The organism is Gilliamella sp. X-23, from assembly GCF_057063545.1.
The window spans coordinates 38362-56688 of the sequence record NZ_JBXSQG010000004.1; the positions used below are offsets into that span (position 1 = coordinate 38362).

Below are 18327 nucleotides of genomic sequence, written 5' to 3' on the forward strand. Positions count from 1 at the left end.
TTAATTTGTAAAATTTCCTTGATATAACTTTGCATATAATCCATTCATTGATAACAATTCTTGATGATTACCTTGCTCAATAATCTTGCCACTATCAATGACAAGTATTTTATCCGCATTTTCAATTGTTGATAACCGATGAGCAATAACTATTGATGTTCGTCCTGTTTGTAGAACATCTAAAGCTTTTTGGATTGCTTGTTCTGATTCAGTATCTAAGGCTGAAGTCGCCTCATCAAGTATTAGTATCGGCGTATCTCGTAATAAAGCTCTTGCTATTGCAATACGTTGTCGTTGACCGCCAGATAATAACACACCACTTTCACCCACTATTGTATCAAATCCATTTTCAAGCTCTATAATAAAATCATATGCATACGCTTTTTTAGCGGCTTCTTCTATTTCATCTCGAGAATATTCACCTACTTTCCCGTAAGCGATATTATTTGCAACAGTATCATTAAACAAATGTACATTTTGTGAAACTAATCCAATTTGATTACGCAAACTATATAAAGTTAAATCTTGAATATTATTATTATCAATTAAAATTTCACCTTCACTTATATCATAAAAACGCGTAAGCAAACTCGCGATAGTTGTTTTTCCTGATCCCGAGCGCCCAACTAACGCTACTGTTTTACATGGCTCTACCATAAAGCTAATATCTTTTAATGCTGGCTCTTGTCTATTTTCATAAGTAAAACTGACATGTTTAAATTCAATATTGCCTTTAACTCTCTCAATATTGATTTTTCCATTATCTTTTTCTATTGGCTGTTCAAAAATAGCAAACAAAGTTTGACAAGCCGCCATCCCTTTCTGAAACTCGGCATTAACACTAGTTAAACTTTTTATTGGTTGCATTAATGCAACTAAAGAAGAAAAAACGACCGTAAACTGTCCGGGACTAATACTCAAATCAGGGTTACTCGCCATTAACAAGACAAAAGCAATAGCAAACGAAATGATAAGTTGAACAATAGGCGTTGATAATGCAGAAATAGACACTAATCTCATACCATCACGACGAAATTTGTTATTCACTTTATCAAAGTTTTTTGACTCTTCATCTTGGGCGCCAAAAAGAATAATTTCTCGATGGCCTTTTAGCATTTGTTCAACAGACATGGTGACATTACCCATTGAATTTTGCATATTTTTGGCTAATCTTCTAAATTTTATAGAAATAAAAGAGATTAACCCAATAACAATTGGCGTAATAATAATCAACGATAAAGACAACTGCCAGCTATTGCTGAACATTGTATAAAATAACCCACAAATAAAAGCTGATTCACGCACTATCGTTATCAAAGCATCAGATGATGATGAAGCGACTTGATCGGTATCATAGGTAATGCGAGACAATAATCTTCCTGTAGAATTTTGGTCATAATAACTTACCGGAGCATCAACAAAATGACTAAAAAGACGCTGACGAATATTAAGTACGATTTTTGTAGAAATCAAAGATAAAAAGAAAGAATATCCATAATTTGCGATACCACGGAGTAATACTAGTCCGAAAATATAAAAAGGCGCCATCATCAAAAAATGCTGATCATTTTCAACAAAACCTTTATCAAGTAAAGGCTGTAACAACGCAATAAGTGAAGTATCAGCAAATGCACTAAAAACAAGCAATATGACTGAAAAAAACAGAATCAATTTGTGTTTAGCAATATAAGGCCATAACTTAGAAAAGGTCTTCCATGTAGATGAGTCTCGATCAATATCGTGATTGATTGATTGATTATTATTTTTTTTCATAATATTTATTTGGTTAAGAATTAAATTGCATTTGATACATCTTGGCATAAATACCATTTTGAAGTAATAATGAGCTATGAGAGCCATCTTCAATTATCAAGCCATCATCAATAACTAATATACGATCAGCTTTTTCAATTGTTGACAACCTATGAGCGATAACAATAGAAGTTCGATTTTTTTGTAAATGCTCTATAGCTTGTTGAACAAACCGTTCAGATTCATTATCCAACGCAGAGGTAGCTTCATCAAGAATTAAAATAGGGTTATCACGTAAAAGTACTCTTGCAATAGCAATTCTTTGTCGTTGTCCACCTGATAATAAGACACCATTGTCACCAATTTCTGTATCCAAGCCATTTTCTAATTTTTCGATAAACTCCATTGCATTAGCTTGTTTAGCTGCATTAATAATATCTTTTCGAGTGTACTGTTCTTTAGCACCATAAATTATGTTATCCGCTATAGTTCCATTAAATAAATGGACTTTTTGTGAAACATAACCAATTTGCTTCCGCAATGAGGCAAGCGTATAATCTTTGATATCAATACCATCTAACAGTATTTTTCCTTTTTCTACATCATAAAACCTAGGTATCAGGCTTGCTATTGTTGATTTTCCTGCACCAGAACGCCCCACTAAAGCTACTGTTTCGCCTTTTTTAATTTTAAAGCTAATGTTATTTAAAGATGGTGTTGTTCTTGTTGGATAAGTATAAGTGACCTGAAAAAACTCAATTTCACCTTTTGCTCTATTCAACTCAATTATTCCGTTGTCTTCTTCAAGTGGTAAATTTAAAAGCCCAAATAATGATTCACAAGCTACAGAACCTTTTTGTAATTCAAGATGAACACTGGTTAACTCTCTTAAAGGACGCATTACTGCAACCATAGCAGAAAAAACCACAGTAAAAGAACCCGGTGTGATCTCCAATGCTTGGCTTGCAACAAGAAATAAAATTAATCCTAAAGCCAATGTAGCAACTAATTGAATTATCGGCGTTGATAACCCCGAAACAAGTACGATTTTTAAGATACTTTTCCTAAAAAGTTTATTGATTGAATAAAAATTATTTTTTTCATATTTTTGAGCATTAAAAATTAAAATTTCTTTATGCCCCTTCAACATTTCATCTGCTGCAGTTGTAATATTACCTATTCCTTTTTGCATAGAAACAAGTGTATTCCGAAACTTCTTTGCAATAAATTGAGCTATAAAAATAACTAACGGTACAACAATAATTAACACTAAAGCCAACTTCCAATTACCATAAAACATAACAGCACATAAACCGATAGCATAAGCGATTTCTCTTACCAAAATAATCAGTGCATCTGATGATGCTTTTGATAATAGTTGTGTATTGTATGTTATTACCGTAACAAGTTCTCCAATGGGATTTTTATCGAGAAAACTAATAGGACTTTTGACTAAGTGATTGAAAATCATCTGTCTAAATTTAGTAACCACTTTACCTGATAACCAAGAAAGACAATAAGTAGAACAATAGTTTGATAACCCTCGTAGCGCAATTAACCCAATAATGCCAATTGAAAAAAGAATTAATAACTCATAATTTTTATCCATTAACCCATTATCTAATAGGGGTTTTGTTAGTGAGATGAGAGTTGCGTCAGTTGCAGCATTTAACAAAAGCGCGATAATTGCAACAATTAACGCTTTTTTATGTGGATAAATAAAAGGCCACAATTGTTTAATGGTATTCAATGAGCTATATTTATTAGACATAATAAAGTAACAAAATTAATCTGAAAGGGGATTATACTATACATAATCTATTAACTTAAAATTTTATTACAATTCTTTTTCAACTAGAAAAAATTTGTTTTATCTATATAATACAAACAAGGTCAAAGCAAAGTTTTATTCTTTACTGTATAAAACACAAATCAATAATGAATAATTAATTTTATTAAAGGATGATGCAATAGGAAGTAAGCAATGTATTTCAATGCAAATAATATTATAAAAAAAAGAATAAGATTTGGACTCAGTCATGACGCGAATCAATTAAATATTGCATATGGCATTGATAAAAATTTTTTTTTAGGTTGCGCTGTTTCTATTACTTCTATTTTACTAGCTAATCCTAATTTAGATTTTAGTTTCCATATATTTACAAATTACACTAATAATGATCTTGAAAAAAAATTAAAACAACTCGCCGATAAATATAATACAAATATAACAATTTATTTAGTGGATGATAATAGTTTATCACACTTACCAACTACTAAAAATTGGACAATTGCAACCTACTTTCGATTTATAGTTGCTGATTATTTCTATGAAAAAATGGATAAAATTCTTTATCTGGATGCCGATATTATCTGTAAAGGCTCATTGCAAGAATTAGTTACATTAAAGTTTGATGATAATATTGCCTATGTAGTGACAGAAAAAGATCCAATATGGTGGAATAAATGTGCTACTCGACTCAACGAACATAAATTATCATCAGGCTACTTCAATGCAGGTTTTTTACTAATTGATCTAAAAAAATGGAAAGAATTTAGTGTAAATAGCAAAGCGTTAGAGTTGCTTTCCGATTCAAATCTATCAAAAAACTTTACACATTTAGATCAAGATGTATTGAATATTATATTACTCGAAAAGGTTAAGTACCTTGATAGAAAATATAACCAACAAGTCAGTATTAATTACGAATTAAAATATAAATCAAGCGTTAATGGCTACTCGCCTATTTTAGATGAAACAATACTAATTCATTACATTGGACCAACCAAACCGTGGCACAAATGGGCTAGAGATTATAAATGCTCGCAATATTTTCTTGAGGCAAAATCAGCATCGCCATGGAAATCAACATCTTTGCTATCAGCCATTACAGTGACACAAATGAGATATTGTGCAAAGCATAAATTACATCAAAAAAAATTTTTTTGTAGTATTTTTTATTTTTTTAAATATTTCTTATATAAAATGAATATTCAAAAAAATTTTACATTCAATCGAAAAACTCGATAATATAGGGTATAAAAAAACCAAATTATCTTATTATTTCTATTTATAATTTTAAATTTTTCCCAATCCTTTTTATTGAGTTTATCCTTTTCAAAAATCCGTGCCTTTTCATTAAAATCGCTATATTTTAAATAATATTTAATGTTTTTATATTTCATTTTTTTTACACAATCAATTAGGTAGGATATTTCACGTTGAAAAATACAAGCGGAAGCTAATTTGAGTATTTCTTGTTTGTTATTTTTATTATAATTATTAATCAAATAAAGTAAAATTTGTTTACGCCCGTCGATATCGGAAAGCCATTTATTTTCAGACCATGCAGAGGACATCACAGAGCCGGAATGCTGGATATAATTAAATAAATTTTCTTTTACACAATAGCAATTACAGTTATTAAGAAGTTGAACAGTAAATAACAGATCTTCAGAGATATTACGGCCAACCTCAAAATATATTTGTTTTTCTAATAAAATATTTTTACGGATTAACATGCCTGAAAAATGAAAATATCCATTTCGTTGCAAATAAAAATTTAAGATACTTCCTTCCTTAAATAAACAGGGAACAGCCTTAAGTTTACCTGAAGCACTAGTTATATTATACCCACAATAAACTAAATCAGCATTTTCTTCTTTTTGTCTGCATAAAATTTTTTCTAAAAATTTTGGTGAATAAGTATCATCACTATCCAAAAATGTTATAAACTCACCATTTGAGAGCTCAATACCTTTATTCCTAGCAACTGACACTCCACTATTTTTTTGATTATATAAAATCACGTTATTATGCTTTTTTTTATAATTTTCTAAAATATCAAGCGAATTATCAGTAGAACCATCATTTATTAAAATGATTTCATAATTATTATAAGATTGAGCTTCTAAAGAAGCCAACGTAGATAATATAAATTGACTGGAATTGTAAACAGGTATAATGATTGATATCAACGGCATTTTTTTTTTCATTTAATTACTCTGTAAAATACCAACTAAAGATCCTTGTATATAACATCTTGATTCAAAAAATACAAATAAATAATTCATATTAAACCTATTTATTATTTGCTTTTTCATATCAACAATATACTATAGTATACAATAATTATAGCTTTTTATTCATATATTTAATTAAATCAACAAGAGAAAACTATGAAATATGACTATTTGATTGTTGGCAGTGGCCTATTTGGAGCTATATGTGCTCATGAGTTAAAGAAAAAAGGGTATAAAATACTTATAATTGAAAAACGAGACCATCTTGCAGGAAACATATTTACTGAAAATAACCAAGGAATTCAAGTTCATAAGTACGGTGCTCATATTTTTCATACTAATAATAAAACTGTATGGGATTACATTAATAGCTTTGCAGAGTTTAATCGTTTTACCAATTCACCTATAGCAAATTACAAAAATAAACTGTACAACCTTCCATTCAATATGAATACCTTTTATCAATTATGGGGAGTAAAAACACCTAAAGAAGCACAAGCAAAAATTGAAGAACAAAAAAAATTATATCATATTGAAAATCCAAGAAATCTTGAAGAACAGGCAATATCGTTAATTGGAAAAGATATTTATGAAATATTAATCAAAGGATATACAGAAAAACAATGGGGAAGAAAAGCAACTGAACTTCCTCCATTCATAATTAATAGGTTGCCTGTTCGATTTACTTTTGATAACAACTACTTCAATGATAAATATCAAGGTATTCCAATAGGTGGATATACACAAATTATTGAAAAAATGCTTAAAGATATTGATGTAAAATTAAATACTGATTTTTTTGAAAATAAACAAGATAATCTTGAACTAGCAAATAAAATTATTTATACCGGGCCAATTGATAAATTTTATGATTATCAATATGGTGCTTTAGAATATAGATCTTTACGTTTTGAAAATGAAACAATTAATGAAGCAAATTATCAAGGAAATGCAGTAATTAATTATACTGAATACGAAATTCCTTATACTCGTATTATTGAACACAAGCATTTTGACTACGTTGAAACAGATCACACCATTATAACTAAAGAATATCCTCGCGATTGGAAAATTGGAGATGAGGCATATTATCCAATCAATGATGATAAAAATGCCACATTATTTAGGAAATATAAAGATCTTGCAGATAAAGAAAAGCAAATTTATTTTGGTGGTAGATTAGCTGAATATAAATATTATGACATGCATCATGTAATCGAAAAAGCTTTGGATTTTGTTAATACATTGTATTAAATTAAAAATACACCTGCCATTCTAAATAGCAGGTGTATTTTTAATAATGAATTTAGTATTGAAAATACATTTATACTTTCAAGATTTTAACCCAAAAATCTCTAGATGTAAGTTTTCCAAAGTTATTTTTATACTTCGCTAAATTAGCTTTATAATTCCATTTCATTTTAAATATATCAATATAAAGACAAAATAGTAATTTAAAAAACTTAATACGTGAAACTTTTACGATAAAACCTGTTTTACTATTTGGTTTATAATAAAGAATATTTTTAAATCTAAAAATGTGATCATAATTAGCGCAATAATTAAAATCTTGATAAGCTATTTTGTTTTTCATTGGAAGTAAAAGACCATTAAATGTTAACTTTTTAATTAACTTTCTTCTTCGTTTATAAGAAAAAATTAGACTGAGCGAATTAATATTTATATCATGAAATTTTTCCACTTTCACTAATTCATTGATTTTACTTCTTACCTCACTTAAATCATAATTATTGAACCAAAAATCAATATCACCTAAAACATGACGAAGAGCTAACCTAATAGCTAATACTGTTTCATATTTATGAGAATAAAGTGCATCCAAATAAAAAAGTTTATACATTTTAAGTATTTTTTTAATATTTTTTTCTAGATAAAAGGAGTTAATTATATGATTCCTTGTATCTAAATACATATTTAAAGGAGATGACTTAGTAGCAAAATTTTCCCCATAGCAAGCAATTCCAATCGGAGATATGTAATTAAAATCATTAGAAATTCCAAAAAATATATCATCTCCTCTCACAAAAAAAGGAAAAGTATAGTTTTTTATAGCCTTAATTGGAAAAGCAAAAAACCACCATGCACCATAATTTGTTTTTGGGTGATAACCTAATTCTGATACTAATAGGCTATGACGATCAGCAACATTATAATTGAAACAATTTGGTTTACAAATTGCATCAAATTGAGCTCCTTTTTCAATAAGAAAATCAGGTCTATCATCCATAAATAAAGAGCCACTTACTACTGAAGTATCGTCTAAGGCATAAGATAAAATCCAATAAGCTCTCAATATACTTTCTGTTTCACAAGATGCATCATCATCCATAAATAAAACATGTGTTGCATTGGTGTTATCTTCATAATGAAGTAATCCCCTCATGAAGCCACCAGATCCACCTGTATTTTCATTAGGAATAACATTCACACCATTAGCTTCTTCTTCTGTAATATTTTTTGAATTATCCACTATTGTAAAAAGAACTTTATTAGAAAAATATTCATTATCTAATATATTCTTTTTCACTCTTTCAATAGCTGGTAATACATAATTTTTACGATTAAAATGCGTAACGCTTATGCCAAGAACAACATCTCTTTTAGGTTGTTCTTGGGTATACCACCCACCACATTTAAAAACGACTTTATCTTCCATTGGTGAAATTGTTACATACATCAGTCCTTTATTTTCTATTTTTGTTAAATCACATTCAAAAATAAATTGTTCGGAATTATCTAATTCTACCGTTTTATGAGCTAGCTCATAATCAGTTTCTATCGTAGCAATAAATAACTTAATGACAGCCTTACCCTTTCCTTTCATTCTAAATTCCAGATGATTTAATCCACACTGTTCTTTCCAAACAGGCAAGGATAAAGCATTATAATAAGAGTCAAAGGATGCTACTCCTCCTGCAAAAATCACAATTTCATCACTAGAATAACTAGTTAAATGTGAGCGCAAATATTTTGACTGGTTTGAACCAAAAATTCCATTTGGAATAAGAATATTTTGAATACATGTTAAGTTTTTTAAAGTCATTTTTAATGAGTTAAATTAGGTTGGAAAATAACATTATAACGTCTTTACAATAATTTCACAAAAAAACAGCATATCCCTTATATAACAATATGTTGTATTTTTGTATATAAAAACTTTATAAATATATCTTCATAATTAATTTTACTATCATATAACTAATTAGTTATACTATGTATAATTACAAACATTTTTATATGAATTTATTTAAACATTAAGAATACTGATAATATCAACAAGTATTTTTAATGCATTTAGTTAAATTTTCAATATAAAGTTTATTCTTTCTAAAAAGCATCTATTATAGAATCAACAATATTTTCTGCAGCATTATCAATTGACAATAACTGCTCAACAACAATATCTTGATTCTTTCAATTTGGATCTGGCTCGCCATTTTTAAATCGATATGCTAACGCTTTTGCCTGTTCAAATGTAGACACTCTATTTGTTCCATTTGCAATTAGTTCACCATTCACCGTAAATGCAGAATGATCTTCACGTTCAATAAAAATTAATGGCTTTTTCATCAATTGATATTCTAATAGCCAACTTATACCATCCATGATTAAAATATCTGAAGCTTGAAATAGTGGACCATAAGGACCTTCCCTGTAAAAATAGGTATTATCTAGCTTATTCCATTCTACAAAAAATTCTTGCACGCTACGTTTAAGAGTTTCGTCTGTTATTGCCTCCAAAACTGTCACTAATGCTGGATGAGGACTAAATACGAATTCGATTGAATCATCTTCTTTTGCCCAATTTAACATATCATTATATATATCTAAAAAAACGCTAAAATTGCTCCAATTTTTATCTGTACTATGATGAGAAGCCCACAAAATTCTAAATTTTGTACCTTCAGAATTTGAAGTAATCGGCCATTTTGGTTTAGCATTTTTTAGCGCTTTTACTTTAGGATGCCCCGTCACAAAAACATTAAGTCCATTGAGTTTATCATGCTGTTCTTGTTCTATTTTAGTTTGCTGATTTGCAACAAAAAGCTTCCAACAAGAACTATGGTAATGACTAGATAAATGATTGAACCCTAACTGAACAAAATTCATAATTTCATATGGAACTAAACATAGTTTTGCAAATCTTAAATTATCTGTGCTAAAAGCAGGAGGGATATCATAATCCCATTGTGACTGTCTAAAAATCACATTAGGAGCCAACGTTTTGATAATATTTAAATCGTCAAATGAATTATCATTATTGAATCTCAAATGAGGTACACCTAATTGCGATAAAATATTATGGACATATTCTTCATCTTTAAATACTTGACTTCCTGGATATCGCCTATTTATTGATGCAACAATAACATTAAATTGGTTATGCTTAAGCATCTCTTGATAAATAGAAAAAATACTATCCCATGACTCAATATTATGTACTAAAAACAAACATGTAAGCTTTTGGCTTTTATTAATTGTTCTATTCGTTGAAATAAGATTAACTGTTTGGTTCAAATTACGAATATCGATATCCAAATTAGTATTTTTTCCAATTAACCCATGTATCAGTTCTAATTTTTCTTCTAGAAAAACTATTCTTTGTAACAATTCATGATGCTTTTCATCTTTTCCAACATTATGAAAATATTCAGTTATCGAAGATATTTTTTGATTTAATACATCTAATTTACAATTTATATCTAAAACTTGATGTTTAACTTTTTTATTATCAATATAAATTTTGGAAAAAAACCAATTTCTAAATCCCATAATTATTCCTTAATAAATAATAAAATATCATTCTTTTATATATTTTATTCGCATTTTCATAAATGGTTTTTCAATCAAATTAAAAGTAAAAAATGAAATTAAAATTATTAAAATAGTTCTGATTACAGATTGAGACAAAGATGTAAAAACATCTTGAGGATCTTGCCACCCAATTAATTTATTTAACATAATTCCAAGAGGCAAATGCAATAAATACATTGAAAAGCTACACATACCTAAATAAGATAAAATAGCATTTAACTTATTTATTTTAGGTAATCTAACATAAATATAGCATAAGGTAATAATTCCCCAAAGAACCGCTTCGATAGTAAAGGATAAAGATGTATACATAACACTAACTTTTTTAAATTTAAAAAGATAAGTAAATATAAGTATAGTGGTTAATAAGAAAGGTAACTGATATTTCCATTTTTCTAGAAACCTAAAAATACCTTTTTGATAATAATACCCTAATATCATGCCAATAATGAATTGGTCTAATCGACCTATAATGCTATGATAGACGTTATAGTATATGTCTCCACCTTTTAATATAGCAATATTAAATTTTGTGGCTATCATCAAAATCACTAACCCAACTAAATATTTAGTTCCATAACGATTTAGAAATAATGAAAGAAAAGGAAAAAGAAGATAAAACTGAAACTCTACAGCTATAGTCCAGATAGGACCACTTGGGTAAAAATCATGCCCCCAACCTGTAAATGGATTACCTGTGTTTAGCTGTAAAGTAATAATCCTTAAGATATCCATAGGTGTTGATGTTTGCCTGCTACAACAAATTATGATAAACACCAAAAAAATCATTAAAGGAAAAATTCTTAAAACACGATTATAAATAAATCCCCAATATTTTAAATTTTTCTGTCCACCATTACTTATTTGACAAAACAAAAAAACCTGTCAAGACAAGAAAAAAAGATACACCCGTTGATCCATTTTGTAACCATAACGGTATAATCGACTCCAATTGCAAATGACCATTCCAATTAACATTTCCACGGAAATGATGAAAAATCAGCAAAATTGCTGCAAAAAAACGCAAATGATCTAACCGATCTATATATTTAGTATTAAGTGAATACATAATATTCCTGTTTATTAAAAATTATCTGTATGTATCGATTTTCAATTTATATTAAAATTATAGCTTCTCTCTATATTTATATAATAACGGTAACAGCCTAATAACCAAAATTTTTTTAATATCTTTAAAAGTAAAAAAAGGATTTTTTTTACAATAAACTTTTTTATTTTCACGTATTTCTTTAGACATACGTAAAAGAAATAAATAACGATATGGCATTTCCAATCGATTATAATTCCATTTATAACTTTTATATTGAAGATAGCAAATTAGATATTTAAGTTTTTCATATAACATTTTACTTTTGCAAAATGACATTATTTCATTAAATTCATCACAAATACAAAATACCTTATCTTTACTCTTTATTGACGACTGATCATGTATTCGATAATAAATTAATGGAGCGTCAATAAGCATCATTCGTGTTGCGCAGGCATAGACTTTAAAACTAAATGCTGTATCTTGATATGATGCGCCGGGTGTTTCTAAAAATTTTAGATTATTTTCCTGAATAAATGTTCGCTTATAAATATTAGCCCATACTGACGGCCATTGTAAAAATGGAGATAAATCATTTTGTGGATTAATTAAAACACTGCTTTCCATTTGATATGAATCAATTTTGTTAATTGAGCTATCTTTTTGCATAAATGTAAAAAAATGACATCTTGCAATATCTAAATCATTTTCAACAGCTACTTTATATAGCGATTCAAACATATCAGGCTTAGCAAAATCATCAGATTCAACAATACCGATATATTCGCCAATGCATTGTTGAAGACCAATATTCATTGAATGACCATAACCGCTATTTAACTTATCAATAATACGAACTCTCGAATCTTTATCGGCATATTCTTGTAAAATTGCAAGTGAATTATCAGTAGAACCGTCATTTACACAAATTATTTCTATGTTGGTTAATGACTGATTTATAATACTGTCTAAACATTGCCGCAAATACTTTTCCACATTATAAACAGGCACTACAATTGACACACTAGGTAACATAAATTTATCCTATCACTCTTATGTTATTTAAATACCATTCAACGGTTTTTCTCAAACCACTTTCAAACTTTTCTTGTGGCTTCCAGCCTAACTGTTTTTGTATTTTCGATGAATCGATAGCATATCGATAATCATGGCCAGGTCTATCAGATATAAATTGAATTAAATCTTGATATCGTTTGATTCCATTTGGGTGTTTTGGAATAAGTTCATCCATCATTGAGCAAATAATTTGTACTGTATCTAAGTTCGTATATTCGTTATTTGCACCAATATTATAAGTTTCGCCAATTTTACCATTTACTAAAATAGTATATAAAGCTTTAGCATTATCCTCGACATATATCCAATCACGAATCTGTAAGCCACTGCCATAAATAGAAATTGGTTTACCTGCTAATACCTTTGAGATTACTGACGGAATTAATTTTTCAGCATGCTGAAAAGGTCCATAATTATTAGTACTATGCGTTATAATTGTCGGTAGATTATAAGTGCGATACCATGCCGCAACTAAATGGTCACTTGATGCCTTAGACGCCGAATATGGGCTACTTGGTGAATAAGGAGTCGCTTCTGTGAAGTGCTGTTTTCTACATCCTAAATCACCATAAACTTCATCAGTTGAAACATGAATAAACAGAAAGTTATGTTTACGTTCCTCTGATAAATTGCACCAATAATATCGAGAGACTTCTAAAAGCGTAAAAGTACCGATAATATTATTTTCGACAAAAACAGCTGGATTAGTTATTGAAGTATCCACATGGCTTTCAGCAGCTAAATGAATCACAGCATCGGGTTGATATTTTTGGAAAACTCGCTCCAATGATTGTTGATTACAAATATCAACTTTTTCAAGAACATACCGTTCACTGTTATAAACCATCGCAAGCGATTGCAAATTTGCTGCATAAGTTAATTTATCTACATTAATAACATGATCTTTAGTGTGTTCAATAATATACCGAATAACAGCAGAACCAACAAATCCAGCACCACCTGTGATTAAAATTTTTTTAGCGTGACTAAACAAACCTACCGCCCTATCCCATAATCCCTTAACTTATTCGCAATCGCCGTATGCGATACACCAAGTCTTTTAGCAAGCTTTCTTGAGCTTGGATATTGGTCATATAATTTTAATAAAATCTCTTTCTCAAATTGTTTGGTCATTTGATCTAAAGTTTTATTTTCAATATTATCGCCCCAAGGCAATTGTGATGGGGTTGAGGTTGGTAACACTATATCTTTGGCGGTTAACTTAGGCGCTTTCAATTGTGCCAATGCAGAATAAAGGATATTTTTAAGTTGCCGTACATTACCCGGCCATGAATAACCAGTTAAATAATCAATGACATTATCATCAACTGTTGGTGGAGTGATGCCTTGTTTATTGGCAAATTCATTGACAAAAATATGAGTAAGTAGCGCAATATCATCTTTGCGCTCTTGTAAAGAAGGTAAATTAAGCGACAAGACATTCAGTCTGTAATAAAGATCTTTCCTAAATCTACCTTGCTCGACCAAATCGGCCAAATCAACCTTTGTTGCGCAAATGATTCTAACATCTACATAAACCTCATTATCATCACCCACACGACGAAAATAGCCATCATTGATAAAACGCAATAACTTAGTTTGCATTTGAAAAGACATCTCATCAATGCCATCAAGCAACACTGAACCACCATTGGCTTGCTCAAAAAAGCCTTTTTTGCTCTCAATTGCTCCAGGGTAAGCCCCTGCTGCATGACCATATAACTCACTTTCAACTACTTCGTCGGGCATGGCTGCACAGTTTAAGGCTAAAAAAGTCTGATCGCCACGCGGGCTATATTGATGACAAGCATTAGCCAATAAATCTTTACCGGTACCTGTTTCACCCGATATTAATAACGGCTCGCGTTGCATAGAAAACACTTTAGCTTGCGCAATTAGTTTCTGCATAACCCCACTTTGGGTAGCAAAAATATCAAAAGCATGACAACTCACCACATTGATTTTCGACAAGCGTTTTTTGAGATACTCAATGGATTGTAAAATAAATATTGTTTTGGATGATGCCATCACCTTCTGCAGAAAAAAATGCTGCGAATCTAAAACAATAATCGTATCATCTTGTTTATCAATACTGACTTTATTATCAAATTTGAAAACCGCTCGATAATCAAAATATTGGTTTAACACCAACGACTGATGACCAAACAGCTTCTTAGCTGAATCGTTATATGCAATCAGATGTTGATTATGGTCAATTTCAATGATGGCTATTTGCATAGTCTGCCCACTTCTCATTCAGTTTTTGTAAATTATCACAACGGCGTTGCCACTCGGGGCTTTTCGTTAATTCGGCATAGGTGATTTTAGTATTGGTTAATAGACATTTTACTTTATCTGATGTTAGCGGATTAACCTTATTTAGCGCGGTTAATTGCTCTAAAATAGCCATAGTCCCCGTCCTATTATTACAAGCTAAAAGCAGATCACAACCTGCAGCTAACGCGGCTTGAGCTCGTTCAGCGTGATTGCCCATGACCGAAGCCCCCTCCATCGATAAATCATCAGAAAAAATCACACCATTAAAATGCAACTGATTGCGAAGCATGGTCTTCAGCCAAAACGGCGATCCGCTTGCAGGTTTATCATTAAAAGCGGGGTAAATTACATGAGCTGGCATAATCGCATCAAGTTTATGATTAGCAATAAGCCTAGTAAAAATCTGCATATCGTGCTCAATCAATGATTTTTCACGATGATCAACAGGAGTTTCTTTATGCGAATCAGCAATCACATGACCATGCCCCGGAAAATGCTTTCCTGTTGTCTTCATCCCTGCTGCATGCATACCATCAATCATGGCAGAAGCGACCTGATAAGCAATATTAATATCCTGATGAAACGAACGCGTACCGATAGCAAGGCAATCATGACCTAAATCTAAAACTGGAGCATAACTCAGATCGATATCAAACGCGATCAGCTCCATAGCAAGAACCCAACCGGCATCAAACGCCAACGATTTTGCTTGCTCAAGATCATTAAGCGCCGCAAACGATTGCGCAGGGGGAATCGTCGTAAAGCCCTCTCTAAACCGCTGAACACGTCCCCCCTCATGATCGACCGAGATTAATAAACGCTGTGAAGAAGCAGCACGAATCTCGTTTATCAATGCCAACAATTGGGCTTGATCTTGATAATTACGGCTAAACAAAATCACCCCAGCCACCAACGGATTTTGCAATAGCTTTTTATCATCTTGGGTTAGTGTTAGACCTTCAACATCAATCAGCAATGGTCCCATTATTAATTATCCCCATCAACTTGATTTGGTTGCGCATAGCTATCAGACGGCTTCGGCAAATCTTTCGCTGCCACTCTAGTTAAAATCTCGCCACTTTGTGTTGAAAGCAACTCCATAGCAAGATCTGCGTCACTACTTTCACTTGGCACTCTATAAACTGTCGTAAAAAGGACATAATTTGCATTGATTGATTTAGCTAAACCAATCATCTTACTGCGTGACACAAGTTTATCATCTGCCAAAATTCCCAACGTTTGTTTGGCTTGGTTTACAGCTTGTTGCTCTACCACTGTGAAAGTATTTTGTTGACGCATTAATTGATACAACGCCTCATTGATCTTATTACCTGCAAGATAATCACCACTACGATTTTGAATATCGCTAATTAAAATGAGTCTATTATCTGAATTTAAAGACGAAGAACTCACTAATTTATAAATAAATGGCGACAATATCGACTGCCAATCCGTTTGTCGAACAATTTGCGGTGGAGTTTCAATCACACCAGTATTATCAGGCTGATTAACCTCAACCGGTGGTTTCACCTCTTTTTTTTGAGAAAAGCCAATAAGATGACAACCGGCCAACAAAAAAGCCAATAAACTAACAACAAAAATACGTTTGATCTGTTTCATACAATGATTAACCTATTAATCGACCTAAATGTTTACCGCCTAACAAATGCATATGAAGATGGAAAACCTCTTGCCCAGCATCTTTATTACAATTCATAATTAAACGATAACCGCTTTCATCAATACCCTCTTGCTTGGCAATTTTAGCCGCAACCAGCATCATATGCCCAAGAACGACTTCGTCTTCTTCTTGAATATCATTAACGGTTGGAATCAGTTTATTTGGAATAATCAACACATGAGTCGGTGCTTGGGGAGAGATATCACGAAATGCTGTTACTTTATCATCCTGAAAAACGATATCCGCTGGAATTTCTTTTCGAATGATTTTACTAAAAATAGTTTCCTGAGCCATCAAACCTCTCCTCTTAATATAGTTATACAGACATCAACCAATGCCAATTTATATATGCCCAAGCATATCATATTTTATCAACAAAAATGTATAGAAATCGTTACATTTTACAACTCATTTTTATAACCATCAAAAACAGTCAGAAAAGGTATTGATTTTATTAAATTTTTTATTTTAACTTTTGACAATCCCAGTAAAGAAACTTTATAAAAAATGCACATAAAAACAGACGCTTCCCTAACAAAATACAACACCAATCTACAAAAAAATATCTCGGTATATTCATTTGTCAAACAGAATAACTTGATATATAATAGCCCGTCGATTTCAACCGCCTATTTTTCATGTTCCTTGCTTTCAATGGGTTGCGGTTGCCCCGACAGAAAGCTGATTAATCCGTAGGGAGCGATAATGCGTCATTACGAAATAGTATTTATGGTTCACCCAGATCAAAGTGAACAAGTACCGGGTATGATCGAACGTTATACTGGTACATTAACCACTGATGGTGGCAAAATCCATCGATTAGAAGATTGGGGTCGTCGCCAATTAGCCTATCCTATCGAAAAACTGCACAAAGCACATTACGTGCTAATGAATGTTGAAGCAACTCAAGAAGCTGTTAACGAACTTGAAGACAACTTCCGTTTTAACGATGCAGTAATTCGCAGTTTAATTATGCGTACTAAACATGCTGTAACTGAAACTTCACCGATGTTAAAAGCGAAAGATGAGCGTCGTAGCTCTGAAGAAGATTTTAACGAAACAAACATGGACGATGATTCCGAAGAATAATCGTTTAGTGTTATCGGGTATTGTTATTAAAACACCGATAAGGAAAGTCAGTCCAAGTGGGATATCGCACTGCCAGTTTTACTTAGAGCATGTCTCTGAACAAACCGAAGCAGAACTCACAAGGCAAGCATGGTGCGTCATGCCCGTCATAGCCAGTGGACAACACGAGTTAAGTTACATAAAAAAAGGCAGCAACGTTCTAGTTAGTGGATTTATAAGCACCCACACTAAACGCAACAAAACAAGCCAACTTGTTTTACATGCTGACCAAATTAAACTATTAGGAGAATAGCCAAATGGCACGTTATTTCCGTCGTCGCAAATTCTGCCGTTTTACTGCAGAAGGCGTTAAAGAAATTGATTATAAAGATGTTTCTTTATTAAAAAGCTATATCACAGAAAGTGGTAAAATTGTACCAAGCCGTATCACAGGTACTAGCGCAAAATACCAACGTCAACTAGCTCGCGCAATCAAACGCGCTCGTTACTTGGCATTATTACCATACACTGACAACCATCAGTAATTAGCAACAGAGGGAAC

General features: G+C 31.3%; 18 protein-coding genes. 5 read left to right on the forward strand and 13 right to left on the reverse strand.

Translation table 11 applies throughout. The features are described 5' to 3' along the window. Both msbA (ACYH9I_RS03840) and msbA (ACYH9I_RS03845) read right to left on the reverse strand, forming a co-directional pair. On the reverse strand, positions 1-1773 hold the full coding sequence (msbA, locus tag ACYH9I_RS03840; RefSeq protein WP_483559072.1) for a lipid A ABC transporter ATP-binding protein/permease MsbA: 1773 nt from the start codon (positions 1771-1773) through the stop codon (positions 1-3). Between the two features lie 13 nt (positions 1774-1786). Beyond that, entirely contained in the window at positions 1787-3523 is a 1737-nt protein-coding gene (gene msbA, locus ACYH9I_RS03845; RefSeq protein ID WP_483559073.1) for a lipid A export permease/ATP-binding protein MsbA, read from the reverse strand. Positions 3524-3736: 213 nt separating this feature from the next. Between msbA (ACYH9I_RS03845) and ACYH9I_RS03850 the strand changes: the two genes are divergently transcribed. After that, positions 3737-4783 carry a glycosyltransferase gene (locus ACYH9I_RS03850; protein ID WP_483559074.1) on the forward strand — a complete coding sequence of 349 codons (1047 nt, stop codon included), beginning with the start codon at positions 3737-3739 and terminating at the stop codon, positions 4781-4783. Here ACYH9I_RS03850 and ACYH9I_RS03855 read toward each other — a convergent pair. Continuing rightward, complete coding sequence (locus ACYH9I_RS03855; protein WP_483559076.1) at positions 4747-5748, reverse strand: glycosyltransferase family 2 protein; 1002 nt, start codon at positions 5746-5748, stop codon at positions 4747-4749. The genes ACYH9I_RS03850 and ACYH9I_RS03855 overlap by 37 nt on opposite strands. Positions 5749-5931: 183 nt before the next feature. Between ACYH9I_RS03855 and glf the strand changes: the two genes are divergently transcribed. Then, positions 5932-7029, forward strand: coding sequence for a UDP-galactopyranose mutase (gene glf / locus ACYH9I_RS03860; RefSeq protein ID WP_483559077.1), 1098 nt, complete (start codon positions 5932-5934; stop codon positions 7027-7029). Positions 7030-7099: 70 nt separating this feature from the next. Here glf and ACYH9I_RS03865 read toward each other — a convergent pair whose 3' ends face one another. The 10 genes from ACYH9I_RS03865 to ACYH9I_RS03910 all read right to left on the reverse strand — a co-directional run bounded on the left by ACYH9I_RS03865 (position 7100) and on the right by ACYH9I_RS03910 (position 16991). Next, entirely contained in the window at positions 7100-8839 is a 1740-nt protein-coding gene (locus tag ACYH9I_RS03865; RefSeq protein ID WP_483559079.1) for a glycosyltransferase, read from the reverse strand. Positions 8840-9210: 371 nt separating this feature from the next. Further along, positions 9211-10569 carry a hypothetical protein gene (locus ACYH9I_RS03870; RefSeq protein WP_483559080.1) on the reverse strand — a complete coding sequence of 453 codons (1359 nt, stop codon included), beginning with the start codon at positions 10567-10569 and terminating at the stop codon, positions 9211-9213. A gap of 27 nt (positions 10570-10596) precedes the next feature. After that, positions 10597-11487: an acyltransferase family protein gene (locus ACYH9I_RS03875; protein ID WP_483559082.1), complete on the reverse strand. Its 891-nt coding sequence runs from the start codon at positions 11485-11487 to the stop codon at positions 10597-10599. After that, positions 11468-11680, reverse strand: a complete 213-nt coding sequence (locus ACYH9I_RS03880; RefSeq protein WP_483559083.1) for an acyltransferase family protein — start codon at positions 11678-11680, stop codon at positions 11468-11470. Before ACYH9I_RS03880 ends, ACYH9I_RS03875 begins: the two co-directional genes overlap by 20 nt. Positions 11681-11737: 57 nt before the next feature. Continuing rightward, on the reverse strand, positions 11738-12697 hold the full coding sequence (locus tag ACYH9I_RS03885; RefSeq protein ID WP_483559085.1) for a glycosyltransferase: 960 nt from the start codon (positions 12695-12697) through the stop codon (positions 11738-11740). A gap of 4 nt (positions 12698-12701) precedes the next feature. Beyond that, positions 12702-13733 (reverse strand): dTDP-glucose 4,6-dehydratase, encoded by a 1032-nt coding sequence (rfbB, locus tag ACYH9I_RS03890; protein ID WP_483559087.1) that lies wholly within the window; start codon positions 13731-13733, stop codon positions 12702-12704. Positions 13734-13735: 2 nt separating this feature from the next. Beyond that, entirely contained in the window at positions 13736-14977 is a 1242-nt protein-coding gene (locus tag ACYH9I_RS03895) for a sigma 54-interacting transcriptional regulator (RefSeq protein ID WP_483559089.1), read from the reverse strand. Continuing rightward, the gene (nagZ, locus tag ACYH9I_RS03900; protein WP_483559091.1) at positions 14958-16001 is read right to left on the reverse strand and encodes a beta-N-acetylhexosaminidase; all 1044 of its coding nucleotides are present in this window, start codon (positions 15999-16001) and stop codon (positions 14958-14960) included. The genes ACYH9I_RS03895 and nagZ overlap by 20 nt, the downstream gene beginning before the upstream one ends. A gap of 2 nt (positions 16002-16003) precedes the next feature. Next, positions 16004-16636, reverse strand: a complete 633-nt coding sequence (locus tag ACYH9I_RS03905; protein WP_483559093.1) for a penicillin-binding protein activator LpoB — start codon at positions 16634-16636, stop codon at positions 16004-16006. A gap of 7 nt (positions 16637-16643) precedes the next feature. After that, on the reverse strand, positions 16644-16991 hold the full coding sequence (locus ACYH9I_RS03910; RefSeq protein ID WP_160403916.1) for an HIT domain-containing protein: 348 nt from the start codon (positions 16989-16991) through the stop codon (positions 16644-16646). Positions 16992-17402: 411 nt separating this feature from the next. On the opposite strand from ACYH9I_RS03910, the gene rpsF reads away from it, so the two are divergent. The 3 genes from rpsF to rpsR are packed head-to-tail and all read left to right on the forward strand — an operon-like array spanning position 17403 to position 18310. Beyond that, positions 17403-17786: a 30S ribosomal protein S6 gene (rpsF, locus tag ACYH9I_RS03915; protein ID WP_091347472.1), complete on the forward strand. Its 384-nt coding sequence runs from the start codon at positions 17403-17405 to the stop codon at positions 17784-17786. Then, positions 17773-18078 (forward strand): primosomal replication protein N, encoded by a 306-nt coding sequence (gene priB / locus ACYH9I_RS03920; RefSeq protein ID WP_370516541.1) that lies wholly within the window; start codon positions 17773-17775, stop codon positions 18076-18078. The genes rpsF and priB overlap by 14 nt, the downstream gene beginning before the upstream one ends. 4 nt (positions 18079-18082) lie before the next feature. Further along, on the forward strand, positions 18083-18310 hold the full coding sequence (rpsR, locus tag ACYH9I_RS03925) for a 30S ribosomal protein S18 (protein WP_025314965.1): 228 nt from the start codon (positions 18083-18085) through the stop codon (positions 18308-18310). Positions 18311-18327: the final 17 nt, after the last annotated feature.